We start from the raw sequence: 13,778 nt of genomic DNA on the forward strand, positions 1-13,778 counted from the left end.
GCTTCAGAAGCGGGGACCACCCGTTCGGACCGCGGCCCGCGGCGGCCGACGCGCGAGCACCGCGGCGCGGTGCCACGCTGAGGGCGTTGACGGATCTGCGAAAGGGCAACGTCGTGATGACCACCGATCCCACCCCCGGCGTCCCCTGCTGGCTGGACCTCGGGGCCCCCGACGTCCCGGCCGCCGCGGCCTTCTACGGCGCCGTGCTGGGCTGGCGGTACGAGCCCATGGAGGGGCAGGGCGCGGAGGGCGGGATGTTCCAGAAGGACGGCAAAACCGTCGCCGGCCTCGGCAAGCTGACCGAGGAGGGCGCCCGCTCCGCGTGGATGATCTACTACACGGTCACCGACGCGGACGCCACGACCCGGGCCGTCGAGAGGGAGGCACCGTGCGGCTGGCGTCTAGGGACCTCGGCGACTGGGGCCGGATGGCGCAGTACAGCGACCCGCTGGGCGGCCAGTTCGCGGTCTGGCAGCCGGGGAAGAACGCCGGCTTCGAGCTCGTCGACGAGCCGGGCTCGCTGTGCTGGACCGAGCTGTACACGACCGACGCCCCGGCGGCGAAGGAGTTCTACGGCGGGGTGTTCGGCTGGCGGTTCAGCTCGATGGAGCTGGCGGGCGGCGGAGGCGAGTACTCCCTCATCACGCCGGAGGGGCTGCCCGAGGAGCGCATGCAGGGCGGCGTCATGCAGCTCCGCGCGCAGGACCTCGCCCTGACGGAGGGACGTCCGTACTGGCACCCGGTCTTCGCCGTCGCCGACTGCGACGCCGCGGTCGCCGCCGTCACCGAGAACGGCGGCAGTGTGCAGATGGGCCCTCAGGACGCGCCGGGCGTCGGCCGGCTGGCGGTCTGTCTCGACCCGTCGAACGCGGACTTCGTGGTGCTCACCCCGACCACCGACCGCTGAGCCGGGGCCTCAGGCGACAAAACCGTCACGGCCGCGGGCCGTGTCCGTGCGCAGGTGCTCTCTCAGCCACGCTTCGGTGGTGCTCACGTGCAACAGGGCGGCGGCCTGGCTGAGGGCGGCGTCGCGGGTGGTCAGCGCCTTGAAGATCGCCTCGTGCTCGGCGAGGGTGCGGCCCGCGGCCTGGTCGTCGACCAGGCCGCGCCAGATGCGGGCGCGCAGAGTACGGCCGGAGACGCCCTCGAGCAGGGCGAGCAGTGACTCGTTGCCGGTGGCGACCACGACGGCGCGGTGGAAGGCCGCGTCGTGCGCGTTGAGCAGTTCGACGTCGTCGCGGGCCTCCCGCATGGCGTCCAAGTGCCGCTCCACCTCGGCCAGTTGGGCGTCGGAGATCCGGGTCGCGGCCAGCGCGGTGGCGACCGGTTCGAGCAGCCTGCGCACCTCCATGAGGTCCTGCAGCGCGGCCGAGTCGCCCTGCAGCAGTTCCACCGCCCCGCCGAGCCCCTCCAGGAGCAGACTCGGCTGCAGGCTGGTCACGTACGTGCCGTCGCCGCGCCGGACCTCCAGGATCCGGGCCACGGCCAGCGCCTTGACCGCCTCGCGGGCGAGATTGCGGGAGAGGCCGAGCTGGGCGGCCAGGTCCGATTCCGGCGGGAGCTTCGACCCCGGGGGCAGAGCGCCGGTGCGAATGAGCTCACGGATCTGCTCGATGGCTTTGTCCGTCAGAGACAACGCGAGCTCCTCCTTCCCGAGGGTGACCTCGATGGTACTCGGCCGACCGGACCGGCCGAGCCCCCGACGGCGGCACCGCCCACCCGGCACCGCCGCCGACCGGGCCCGCCGTCCACCCGGGACCGCGGGCCGTGTGGTGCGCTAAGCGCCCTTGGGCGTCACCTGCTGGGCGACCTCGAACGACCAGAGGGTGGACGCCGAGGCGGCGGGCTTGGGACGCTCCCCTTCCGCGCCGCCCTGGTGCGCCGCCCTCATCGGGCCCTCGGCCCACGCCCGGAACGACTCCTCGTCACGCCAGCGCGTGTAGACGAGGTAGGTGTCGGTGCCCTCCACCGGCCGGAGCAGCTCGAACCACTCGAAGCCGTCGGAGCTCTCGACGGAGTGGCCGCGTGCGGCGAAGCGCTGCTCGAGAGTCTCCCGCTGCTCCGCCGGGACGGTCAGTACGTTGATCTTGACTACGCTCATGCCCCCATACTGCCTCCGCGGCCGCCCGGGCCGACGGCCGCCCCACCCGTTCGGCGCCCCTGGAGCCACCGTGCGGCGGGGCGCGACGCGGTGGGTCGGGCACCCGCCGACCCCCCTGGCCGGGCCTCGCCCCCCCGGCCGGCCACTCCGCCGGTCCGCCCGGCGGGGCCCGCGCCCGCATCCGGCGTACCGTCGACAGTGTGGACGACCAGGCCGACCGTCTCGTGTCCCGCGTCGCGCGCGAGCTGGGCGCGCGGGCGGACGAGCTGGTCGCCGACGTGGAGAAGGCCCTGCGGCGGGAGCTTCCCGCACTCTGGGAGACCCCCGAGATCGCCGACACGGTGTCGCAGAACGTCGCCGAGTACATCGGGACCGGGCTGTCCGGCCTGGCCCGCTCGGCCGATCCGCAGCTGATCGAACCGCCGCCGGCCGCCCTGGAGCGCGCCCGCCGCCTGGCCCGGCACGGCATCGCCCTGGACACCATGCTGCGGGCCTTCCGGCTGGCCCAGGGAGTCGTCCTCGACCGGCTGATCGCCGAGCTGCCCCGGTACACCGCCGACGCGCCCCTGGTCAGCAGGGCGACCCGGTATGTGATCGCGACGTCGACCAGGTACGTCGACCGCACCTCGCAGCAGGACGTCGTCGCCTTCCAGGAGGAGCGCGACCGCCGGCGCCAGTGGCGGCTGGCGATGGTGAACGAGGCGGGCCTGCGCATCGGGACCACGCTGGACGTCGCCCGCACCGCCCAGGAGCTCGCCGACCTCGCCGCGGAGCGGTTCGCGGACCTCGTCACCGTCGACCTGCTCGACTCCGCGCTGCACGCTGACGACGCCCCGGGCCCGGACCAACTCGCCGTGCGCCGGATCGCCCGGGCGCCCGCGGCCGCCAGCGACGCGCGGCCCCCCACCGTCGCCGGGTGGCCGCTGGACACCTGCGTCGACGGATCACCCGCGGCACACGCCCTGGCCACCGGGCGGCCCTCACTGCACCACGGCGAGCGAAGCGCGGACGGCCACCGCGTCCACTCCACGATGGTGGTGCCGCTGCGCGCCCGCGGCAGCACACTCGGCGTCGCCGAGTTCTGCCGGCACCGCAACCCCGACCTCTACGACGACGAGGACCTGCTGCTCGCCCAGGAGATCGCCGCCCGGGCGGCGATCGCCGTCGACAACGCCCGCCGCTACACGCACGCCCGCGCCACCGCACTCACCCTGCAGCGCAGTCTGCTCCCGCGCCCTGCCCCCCGGCAGTCGGCGGTGGAGGTCGCCTACCGCTATCAGCCGGCCGGCGGCCAGGCCGGGGTGGGCGGCGACTGGTACGACGTCATCCCCCTGTCCGGGGCCCGGGTGGCCCTGGTGGTGGGTGACGTGGTCGGCCACGGCATCCACGCCGCCGCCGCCATGGGCCGGCTGCGGACCGCGGTGCGCACCCTCGCCGACATCGACCTGCCGCCCGACGAACTGCTCACCCATCTCGACGACGTGGTCCTGCGCCCCTCCGGCGAGGCCTCCGACGACCCGGACGGTCACCCGGGCGGCGACGGGGACGGCGACGGGGACGACCACCCGGTGGGCGACCCGGGCGAGACGGGCGCCACCTGCCTGTACGCCGTCTACGACCCCGTCTCCCGCCGCTGCACCCTGGCCCGCGCCGGTCACGTCCCGCCGGCCGTGACGAGCCGGGACAAAACGGTCGAGCTGCTGGAACTGCCGCCCGGGCCGCCGCTGGGCCTGGGCGGCCTGCCCTTCGAGGCGACGGAGGTGGAACTGCCCGGGGGCACCCTGATCGCCCTGTTCACCGACGGCCTGATCGAGGCCCGAGACCACGACGTCGACGCGGGTCTCACCCGGCTGCGCCACGCCCTGGCCCGGCCGGAGACGTCCCTGGAGGCGATCTGCGACACCGTCCTCGAAGCCATGCTGCCGGACCGTCCGGACGACGACGTCGCCCTCCTCCTGGCCCGCACCCACGCCCTAGGCGCACGGCAGGTCGCCACCTGGGATCTGGACGCCGACCCGGCCGCCGTCGCGCGGGCCCGGTCGCACGTCTCCCGGCAGCTGGCCGACTGGCGTCTGGAGGACCTCGCCTTCACCGCCGAGCTGGTGGTCAGCGAACTGGTCACCAACGCCATCCGCTACGGCAGGCCCCCGATCAGGCTGCGCCTCATCCACGACCGCGGACTGCTGTGCGAGGTCTCCGACGGCACCAACACCACCCCGCACCTGCGCCGCGCCCGGGTCCTCGACGAGGGCGGACGCGGCCTGCTGCTGGTCGCCCGGCTGGCGGAGCGCTGGGGCACCCGCCACGCCCGCCGCGGCAAGACGGTCTGGGCCGAACTGAGCGAGTCGGCGCAGGTCCCGTCGTCGGCGCTCTCCGTGTGACGGCGACGGCCGGCGCGCGTCGGAAGAACCCCGCGGCACCACGGAACCCCGCGGCACCACGCAACCCCGCGGCACCACGGAACCCCGCGCGGCACCACGGAACCCCGCGCGGCACCACGGAACCCCGCGGCACCACGGGGCCGGCGGCGCGTGTCTTGCCTGCCCCGCCGGCCGGGCGCACGCTGGTCGTATGAGTGCGCGGGACGGCCCCACGCTCATCACGTCCGTGCAGCGGGCCTTCCGCCTGCTGGAGGTGGTGAGCGAGCACGAGAACGGCGCGCCGGCCAAGCAGCTGGCGCGGGAGGCGGGGCTGCCCCTGGCCACCGCCTACCACCTGCTGCGGACCCTGGTTTACGACGGCTACCTGCTGAAACTCCAGGACGGCGGGTTCATCCTGGGCGACAGACTCCGGACGCTGCACACCGGGGGCCGCGGCCAGGCGCTGCTCAGCCGCGTCCGTCCGACGCTGGCCGCGCTGCGGGACGAGCTCACGACCGCCGCCTACCTCACGTTCTACGAGGAGGGGGAGATCCGGGTCGCCGAGATCGTCGACGGGCCCCGGACGCCCCGCGTGGACCTGTGGGTCGGTTTCGAGGACGCGGGGCACGCCACCGCCCTCGGCAAGTCCGTCCTGCGGGAAATGGACGACGACGCCCGCCGCGACTACCTCTCCCGTCACCGACTGGCCGACCTCACCCCGAGGACCATCACCAGCGCTCCGGAACTGATCCGGCGCCTGGACACCTCGCCCGTGGCCCCGGCCGTCACCGACCTGGAGGAGTACGCCCTCGGCACCGTCTGCGTCGCCGTCCCCGTCTACAGCGGCGACGTGATCGGCTCGCTCGGCGTCTCCCTGCCCGCCGACCGGCTGTCGCGGATCGAGCAGGTCCGGGACCGGCTGATCCCCACGGCGAACCGTGTGACCAGGACGCTTTCCCTGCACGTCTGATCGTTCATTATCTGAAAAGCTGCTCCTTGTGAGCGGCGGCGGCCCTCCCGTTTCCTGGAGGAGACGGACAGGTGCGATGTGCCCGAGCGCACGGTGAGGACTGCATACCCAGCATGAGTCAGGCCCGGAACCATGGCGGTGCCCCCCAGCCGACACGGCTGTTCGGACACCGGTCGGCAGGCCCCCTCCTGCCCGTCCTGATCGTCCTCACGGTCGTGCTCGTCGATCTCGTCGGCGCAACGGGGACGACCTGGCTCTCCCTGCTGGTGGCCGGCCCCGCATTGGCCGCCACCACCAACGGGCCGCGCGGCGTTCTCTGCGTCGGGCTCCTGGCCGCCGTGCTCGGCACGGCACTCGGCGCCCGGGACGGCGTGCCCGGCCCGGAACTGGCGGCGGTGCCGGCCGCCCTGCTGGCCGTCACCCTGGCGAGCGCCCTCGCCGGCGCCCTGCGCTCGCGCCGGGAACAGGTGCTCGCCGACGTCCGCTCCGTCGCGGAGGCCGCCCAGCACGCGCTGCTGAAGCCGGTGCCCGCCACGGTCGGCCCCTTCGAGGTCGCCGTGTGCTACAGCGCCGCCGCCGCGGAGGCGAGGATCGGCGGGGACCTCTACGCCCTCGTGCCCACCCCGTACGGCGTCCGGATGATCGTCGGCGATGTGCGGGGCAAGGGGCTGCCGGCCGTGGGCACCGCCGCCCTCGTGGTCGGAGTCTTCCGCGAGGCCGCCTACGACGAGCCCGATCTCCTCGCCGTCGTCGACCGGATCGAGCGGAGCCTGGCACGCAATCTCGGCGCGGACGACTTCGTCACCGCCGTCGTCGCCGGACACCCGCGGCCCGGGGAGCTGGAAGTGGTCAACTGCGGACACGCGCCGCCGCTGCTGGTGCGCACGCCCGAAGAGGTGCTCGCCGTCGAGAGCCCGCACCCGGTCCCGCCCCTCGGCCTGCGCGCCCTCACCGACCAGCGACCCGACCTGACGGTGCTGCCGTTCGCCGACGGGGACCAACTGCTGCTCTACACGGACGGCGTCATCGAGGCCCGTGACCGCCACCGGGAGTTCTACCCGCTCGCCGAAGGGCTGGCGCGCCACCTCTGCGACGAGCCGGCGCGCACGCTCGGCTCGATCCACGAGGAACTGCTGGCGCACGTCGGCGGACGACTGCACGACGACGCCGCGCTGGTGCTGATCCGCAAACCGACGGCCGGTGTGCCCGGTGCGCCCGTGCTGCCCCAACCGGCCCTCGAAAGCAGGGCGTTGGGGGAGCAGGCGGTGTGATCACGGTGACGTGTGCGGCCTCTGTGACAGCGCCGCCGAATGTCGCAGACTGTGCTCATGACACGCATGAGGAAGATCGCGGCCGCGCTGCTGGCCGCATCGGGCGCACTGCTCGCGCTACCCCCCCACCGCCTCTGCCGGCCCCACCGACCCCACCGCCTCCGTCAGCGGTCCCCACCGTGCCGCCGGCGACACCTACTCCCGCAAGACCTTCGTCCGCGAGAGCTTCGACCGTCTCCCGCTCGGCCCGGTCACCGCCGGCCACGGCTGGACCACCGACGTCTCGAACGGCTCCCTCACCGTAGAACGCAGCCGCACCGGCCACGGCCGCGAACTGCGACTCCACACGGAGGGCAACGGCCGCGCCTTCCTCGTCCTGTCCGACCTCGCACCCGCCGGAAACAGTTTCTGGGCCCGGCTGCGGCTGCGCGTCGACGCGTTCCCGACCGCCCCCGACTGGGCGCACTGGACGGTCGCCGAGGCGTCCGGCTCCGACGCGCCCACGCTGGTACGCCCGTTGGGCGGCCAGTACGTGCCCACCGAGCAGGCGAACTTCTGGGGTGTCGGCTCCGACCTCGGCTCCACCGGGGACTGGACCGCGTGGCGTACCTCCTCGCCCGCCACGGCCGGGACCTGGAGCTGTGTGGAGTTCCACCTCGACGCCACCGACAACCGCGTCACCGTCTACCAGGACGGGGTGGAGCGCTCCGATCTGACCGTCTCCACGAAGGAGCACGGCGGCAGCGCGGGCGACTTCGTCTTCCCGCGCTTCGACACGCTCAAGCTGGGCTGGCAGCTGTACCAGGCCGGACCGACGCCCTCGTCGTACGACGTCCGCATGGACGACGTGGAGCTCAGCACCCGGCGCGTCGGCGGGTGCGCCTCCTGAGACCGGGGCGGGACGCCACCGCACCCGCCGTCCCGGCCGCCGGGTGACGACGTGGATCGGCGGGGCGTCGCGACGACGCCCCGCCGATGACGGCCGGCCCCTCGCCGGAGGGGCCGGCCGGTGTCAGGACAGGAAACTCCCGTAGGGGCCGTTCAGGATCTGGTTCTTCTGGCTCTGGCTGAAATGGGTGTTGGGGTAGTCGTAGAAGGACGCCGACATCGGTGTGCCGTCGGTCGAGGACGAGTCGGGCAGGCCGAACGCGTGCCCGAGCTCATGGACCATTCCGCCGTACCAGCGGTTCATGGACTGTCCGCTGGTGCCCGCGGCGCCGTCGGCGTCATGCCCGCTCAGGATGACCCAGCCGGTGCTCGCGCCGCCGCCCGCGCCTTCTCCCTCGGCGCTGATCTCGCCCACGTTGAGCCAACGGCTGTCGGGGCGGTTCAGGCCGAACTTCCTGACGAGTTCGTTCTGCATGTTCGTGACCGCCCACCAGTAGCGGTCACCGCCGTTGGGCGTGTTCTCGTACCAGCTCCGCGGCTGGTCGCCGTTGACGACCTCGACCACGGTGTCGTTCAGCTTGAAGGTCTTGCCGAGCTCCTGCTGGTAGTAGCGCTGTGCCTCGCGCATCACCTTGGCGATGCCGTCGGGGTACCGCTGGTCGAACGGGACGTCGGAGGGCTTAAGCCAGTACACCCGGACGGTCTTCGTCGGCGGTGTGGTCGGACCGCCGCCGCCGCCTCCGCCGAAGCCGGCCAGCCGCCAGGTCCGGGACGCCGTGCCGGTGCAGGGCAGTTGGACGAGGCCGGTGTTCGAGGCCGAGGAGTCGCCCGCGGGAGTGACGCACTTGCCGGAGGACACCGACTGCAGGCCGAAGACGTCGGTCGTGCCGCTGACCGTCACCGGCACGAGACGGAACTTCTGACTGGCGCCCGAGCCGCAGGCCCGCTGGACGATCGTGGCGTTGTCGGCGCCGGACGCTCCGTTGACGTCCACGCACCGCCCGCCCGAGGTGCGGGCGGTGTACTGGTCGGCGGTCCCGCCGACCGGGGTGAAGGTGAAGGTCTGGTTGGGTTCGCCGTGGCAGGTCCACTGGATGAGCTGGAGGCCGTCGGCGGTGGAACTGCCCGGGACGTCCAGGCAGTTGCCGCCGCCGCGGTTGACCGCGGTGGAGGTGAACGCCGTCGCGGCGTGGGCCTGCGGTGCGATCGCGACGGCGCCCATGACCGCACCGAACATCACCGTGAGCAGGATCGCCCACAGGGGCTGGAACCTCGATCGTGACATCCGACTACTCCCCCGAGGGTGCGGGCAGGGTGACGCCGAGTGCCACGGGGGCGCCGAAGTTCGGCGTGCCGTCGGCGTTCCAGGTGAACTTCTGCGCTCTGGTGCTCCTGTTCATGTCGCAACCGCCGCTCGTCGAGTTGTTGGCGTGGTAGACGATCCAGTCCTCGGTGCCGTCCGGCGACTTGAAGAAGCCGTTGTGCCCGGGGGCGTACACCCCGTTGGCGTTGGACCGCTGGAAGACCGGGTTCGGCGACTTGACCCACGAGGAGGAGTTGAGCGGGTCGCCGCCGTTGTAGGTGAGCATGCCCAGCTTGTAGTCGGGCGTGGAGCAGTGACTTGCCGAGTAGACGATGAACGTCTTCCCGCCCCGCTGGAGGACCTCTGCGCCCTCGTTGACCGCGCCGCCCACCGTCTCCCAGCTGTAGGTCGGCGTGGACAGCACGCGACGGGTGCCGCTCGCCGTCCAGGGGTTGGACAGCGGCCGGATGAACATCGGCTGCGAGCCGTTGTAGAAGGTGCCCAGCAGGTAGAGCTGCCCGCCCAGCTGGAGGATGCCCGGGTCCAGCTCCCAGGTGTTGTCCTGGGTCGGGTCGAGCAGGTCGGCCTTGAAACTGTACGGGCCCATCGGGTCGAGGCCGGCGCTCTCCAGCACGTGGATCCGCTGGGTGCCCAGGTCGTACGGCTCCCGCCCGGCGGTGTAGTAGAAGTACCACCGTTTCCCGTTCGGACCGTCGAGCAGATGGAACTCGGGCGCCCACATGGTGCCCGCGCCGTTGGGCCGGGTGAGGTTGAAGATCACCTGGTCGGAGGCGGAGGCGAGGCCGGCGAGGGTGCTCGCCTTGCGCATGGTGACCGTCGAGTTCCAGGTCGTGGTGGCGAGGTAGTAGTAACCGTTGTAGTACGTCAGCCAGGGGTCGGGCCCGTGCTGGGACAGCGGGTTGGTGAAGGTCTTCGTCCCCGTGCCGCCGCCGCCGGCGAAGGCGGGCAGCCGCCAGACCCTGCCGCCCGCCGTGCTGCAGGGCAGCTGCACCAGGTTGGTGTTCGAGGCGGACGAACCGCCGCTCGGCGCCACGCACTTGCCCGAGCTCACGGAGACCAGGTTGAAGGTCTTGTCGGTGCCGCTCACCGACACCGGCACGAGCCGCCACTGCTGGTTGGTCCCGCCGTGGCAGGGCCACTGGATGATCGCCGCGTTGTCCCCGGTGGACGCCCCGTAGACGTCGACGCACTGGCCGGACTGCCCGGTGACCGTGTAGGTGTCGGCGGTGCCGGAGACCAGGGTGTACCCGAAGTTCTGGTTGCCGGCGCCGGCGGAGCACGCGAAGGCACGCAGCTGGGCTCCCGCGGTCGTCGAACCGCCGGGCAGGTCCAGGCAGTTGCCGCCGTTCTGGTTGACCCCCGTCGAGGTGAACGCGACGGCGGCGGAGGCGGTGGGCGGCGCCACCAGGAAGGCGACCGCCGCAAGGAGAGCCGCGACGAGCGCGGACAGGCATCTGGAACGGGTCACGGTCCGTACACCTTTGCTTCGAGGAGGCCGACGGAGCTGGAGCCGTTGCCGGTGAGCAGCACCCGCAGCCGGGTGGTGTTCACGCCGGTGAAGGAGACGGTGTTGTACTGGTTCTCGGCCAGCGGGTAGCCGCTCGCGCCGGGCACGTCGGCGTAGGCGCTGCCGTTCCAGTACTGGAGCTTCCAGGAGGCCGGCATGTCGATGCCCTGGTCGTCGTCGAAGAAGTACACGTCGGCCTTGTTGACGTTCTGCGCCGACGGCCAGGTCAGTTCGGCCCACTGCTGCCCGGTCTCCGGCCAGGTGCCCCAGCGCGGGTTCACCGTGTCGTTGGACGACGGCGGGTCGACCCCGTCGTTGACCGCGGCGACGCTCTCCCAGGCGGAGGTGTAGGACGCGGTCGGCGTCGCGGACGCGGCCAGGTTGGCCGGTGGCTGGGGCGGCTGGACCCCGCCCCGGTTGTACGCCTTGACCTCGGTGAGGCCGGTCTTGGCGCCGGCGGCGTTGGTGGCCAGGATCCGCACGCGCTGGGCGGTGACCGCCGGGAACTGCACCAGGTTGTAGTTGGCCCGTGGCGCTGCCGGACTCTTGGTCTGCCCCGGCACGTTCACCCAGGAACTGCCGTTGTAGTACTGGACGGCGTACGCGGACGGCGCCCGGTAGGTCCCCGAGGCGGGGCGGCTGTCCTTGAAGTACAGACGCATCTCGTTCAGCGTGCGGGCGGCGCCGAAGTTGAGTTCGTACCAGTCCTGGCTGTTGGGGGATCCGCCGGCGCCCCAGAAGGGTTCGTTGGTGGGATAGCCGTCCACCGCGCCGGAGACGGCGCTGCCGGAGCCGGTGTGGGAGGCGGAGGCCGTCGCCCCGGCCGCCAGGTTGGTCATGCCGGACTCGGCCGTGAGGTCGACGCCGGCCTTGGCGAGCATGTCGACCATCCGCGGGCTGTTCTGCACGACCTGCTGGGGCGCCTGCAGTCCGGACATGGCCGTGTGGTGGGTGACCGTGCCGCTCGTGGTGACGTCACCGGTGGCGGGGTCCCAGGTGAAGGGCACGAGTGAGCTGACGGTGGCCGCCCGGGCGCCGTTGACGTAGATCGAGTAACCCTCCGGGACGCCGGGATAGCGCACCACCCCGTCGGCCGGGTCGTCCCAGACGATCGACAGGTCGGCGTTGCGGTAGCGGAGGTTGTTGACGGTGAAGTGGCTCCAGCCGATGTTGATCGGCGAGACCTCCACCTTGGCGTCGTTGCGCGGCCGCAGCCCCGCGACGTCCTCGATCACCGTCCAGTTGCTGCTGCCCAGGATGTTGTGGTGGATCCACGAGCGGTAGTCGATGTTGCTGCCGTTCCAGTCGGCCCAGAACTCGTTGGCGTCGGGCCACTGGGTGTTGCCGCCGACGTACTGCGCCCAGGTGTTCCAGTAGAGCAGCTTCTTGTAGTCGGTGGCGTTCATCCACGAGTTGGGATAGTTGCGCAGCACGGAGGAGTAGAGCCGGAACTGCACGGTGGAGTTGATGGTGGAGAAGTTGTTGGAGCCGGGGTTGCCCGCGTCGGCCGCCGCCTTCTTGTCGATCTGGTTGGCCGTGTAGAAGGGGAAGACCGGGTACTGGGCGGGGTCGTCGTAGAGGCGCAGGGCCTGCTTGTACGTCGACGTGTTGGGGACGGCGCCGACCGCGAACGGGTAGTAGTTGTTGATCTCCTTCCAGGGAACCCACTCGTTGGTCGACTTCAGCCGGTGCTCGAACAGCTGCCGGTTCGGGTTCCACAGGACGTTGACGATGGCGTCCTTGATCTGCGTCGCCAAGTTGCGCATCTCGGCGGCCTTGGCCGTGTTGCCGGTGGCCTCGTAGGCCTGGGCGGCGGCGAGCGCGCCGCTGTACTGGTAGGCGGACTCGGCGCGGTCCATGTTGCCGGGCTTCCAGTGGAAGGAGACCGCGTCGGCGTCGTTGCCGGTGAGGGCGCCCCAGTCGTACTCGATCAGCTTGTTGTTGTCGTGGTCGTAGTAGGCGAGCTGGCCCTTGACGTCGCCTTCGGCGTACTTGGCCAGGTTGCCGGCGATGGCCGGCTGCCCGCCGTGGATCTGGTAGCTCTTCCAGGCGGCTTCGGCGATGTACTGGGTGTAGCTGTTGGACCAGTTCTCCGGGTCGCCGGGATTGTCGAGGAACCGGCCGCCCTTGGAGGTCTGGCCGACGCTGAGCCAGTCGCCGTAGGCGTAGGACGGGTCGCGCAGGTACTTGAGGTCGTCGATGTGCATGGGCTGGGTGAGCGCGATCGCGTTGTTGTACCCGAGGACGCCTTCGGTCGACGTCGGGAACTGGAAGGTCTGCCCGGGGATGTCGGCGTCGAGGTTGTTGAAGCGCATCAGCCACCAGCGGTAGTAGATGTTCTTCTTGATCGCCGGCTCGGGGACGTCGATGTAGGGCACGTTCTTGGCCCACCACAGGTTGTAGGCCTTGACGTGGGTGGCGAACGCGGTGGCGTCGGTGTAGCCCGCGTAGGCGTTGTACTCGGTGAGGGAGGCGGGGATCTCGTCGGTGACGAAGCCCATCACCACCTTCGTGGTCACCGTGGCTCCGGCGCCGACGGTGACGGACCGGTTCAGGCCGCCGCCGGAGACGCTGAAACCGTCGCCGGTGAGCCGCGGTCGGAGGGTGGTGAGGTTGTTGTAGGCGTTGACCTGGCCGGTCAACTCGCTGCCGCTGCCCGAGGTGGCGTACGGGGAGGTCGCCCGCAGCTGCAGGGTGGTGGAGCTGCTGCCGTTGTTCTTGATCGACAGGTTGGTGACGGCGACGTTGTTCTCGGTGATGAACTTGGTCTGGGTGACCGCGATCGAGCCGCTGGTGTGCACGCTCTTCCAGTGGCTCGGGACCTGCCGGCGCTGGGAGACCTGCTCGGTGAAGGTGCCCGGGGTGATCGCGACGGTGTAGGCGTTGTTGTCGTTGACGCTCTCCCAGTAGGCGACATGGCCGCCGAACCCGAGGACCCCCGGATTGTGGGTCTTCATGAAGAGCGCACGCCCGCGGCTCATCAGCCAGGGCCCGGCGGGGTCGTCGCCGGAGCGGGCGAGCAGCCGGTCCATCCAGAAGTCGGTGCCGGAACTCTCGGCGTCGTAGACGCTGCGCATCATGTCGCCGGGCGTGTAGGCGACGGGCGGTGCCGGGATCGCGGGCCCGTTGAAGACGGGGAACCCGATGGTCTGCGCGGCGGAGGCAGGGCTGATGGAGCAGACGGAACAGAGGATGAGCACGAGGGCGACGAGGAGGCGCTTCATGGGCTCCCTCTCCGGTTGGCGGTAAACGGGGGTGTCATGCGCCTGACATACGTGCGAGGAAACTCACCTAAAAGGTTTTCGCAACGTAGGAGCGGGCTGATGATGTGTCAAGGGAAAGCGCTTGAGCCCGAGT

Annotated in this window: 8 protein-coding genes and 2 pseudogenes; 5 read left to right on the plus strand and 5 right to left on the minus strand. The window is 71.5% G+C overall.

The genetic code is table 11. From position 1 onward, the window contains the following. The first annotated feature begins 113 nt into the window (after window positions 1-113). A pseudogene (locus tag QA802_RS39045) lies at window positions 114-907 on the plus strand (VOC family protein). A 9-nt stretch (window positions 908-916) separates the two neighbouring features. Here the strand turns inward: QA802_RS39045 and QA802_RS39050 are convergent. Both QA802_RS39050 and QA802_RS39055 read right to left on the minus strand, forming a co-directional pair. Next, window positions 917-1,636, minus strand: coding sequence for a FadR/GntR family transcriptional regulator (locus QA802_RS39050; protein ID WP_334533228.1), 720 nt, complete (start codon window positions 1,634-1,636; stop codon window positions 917-919). A 141-nt stretch (window positions 1,637-1,777) separates the two neighbouring features. Further along, the gene (locus QA802_RS39055; RefSeq protein WP_319169233.1) at window positions 1,778-2,101 is read right to left on the minus strand and encodes an antibiotic biosynthesis monooxygenase family protein; all 324 of its coding nucleotides are present in this window, start codon (window positions 2,099-2,101) and stop codon (window positions 1,778-1,780) included. A 200-nt stretch (window positions 2,102-2,301) separates the two neighbouring features. Between QA802_RS39055 and QA802_RS39060 the strand changes: the two genes are divergently transcribed. From QA802_RS39060 to QA802_RS39075, 4 genes and pseudogenes are all read left to right on the plus strand, one after another. Beyond that, window positions 2,302-4,482, plus strand: a complete 2,181-nt coding sequence (locus QA802_RS39060) for an ATP-binding SpoIIE family protein phosphatase (protein ID WP_334533232.1) — start codon at window positions 2,302-2,304, stop codon at window positions 4,480-4,482. 190 nt (window positions 4,483-4,672) lie between these two features. Next, window positions 4,673-5,431 (plus strand): IclR family transcriptional regulator, encoded by a 759-nt coding sequence (locus QA802_RS39065; protein WP_334533235.1) that lies wholly within the window; start codon window positions 4,673-4,675, stop codon window positions 5,429-5,431. 113 nt (window positions 5,432-5,544) lie between these two features. Beyond that, entirely contained in the window at window positions 5,545-6,702 is a 1,158-nt protein-coding gene (locus QA802_RS39070) for a PP2C family protein-serine/threonine phosphatase (protein WP_334533238.1), read from the plus strand. 57 nt (window positions 6,703-6,759) lie between these two features. After that, window positions 6,760-7,591 (plus strand): annotated as a pseudogene (locus QA802_RS39075) (hypothetical protein). 123 nt (window positions 7,592-7,714) lie between these two features. Here the strand turns inward: QA802_RS39075 and QA802_RS39080 are convergent. From QA802_RS39080 to QA802_RS39090, 3 genes are read right to left on the minus strand one after another with little or no spacing between them, the layout of a single operon-like run. Next, window positions 7,715-8,875, minus strand: a complete 1,161-nt coding sequence (locus QA802_RS39080) for an RICIN domain-containing protein (RefSeq protein WP_334533241.1) — start codon at window positions 8,873-8,875, stop codon at window positions 7,715-7,717. 4 nt (window positions 8,876-8,879) lie between these two features. Beyond that, a complete protein-coding gene (locus QA802_RS39085; protein ID WP_334533244.1) occupies window positions 8,880-10,382 on the minus strand; it encodes a family 43 glycosylhydrolase in 1,503 nt (500 codons plus the stop codon). Next, window positions 10,379-13,645 carry a discoidin domain-containing protein gene (locus QA802_RS39090; protein WP_334533247.1) on the minus strand — a complete coding sequence of 1,089 codons (3,267 nt, stop codon included), beginning with the start codon at window positions 13,643-13,645 and terminating at the stop codon, window positions 10,379-10,381. Before QA802_RS39090 ends, QA802_RS39085 begins: the two co-directional genes overlap by 4 nt. Window positions 13,646-13,778 lie beyond the last annotated feature (133 nt).

This window comes from Streptomyces sp. B21-105 (assembly GCF_036898465.1).
Lineage (GTDB): Bacteria > Actinomycetota > Actinomycetes > Streptomycetales > Streptomycetaceae > Streptomyces.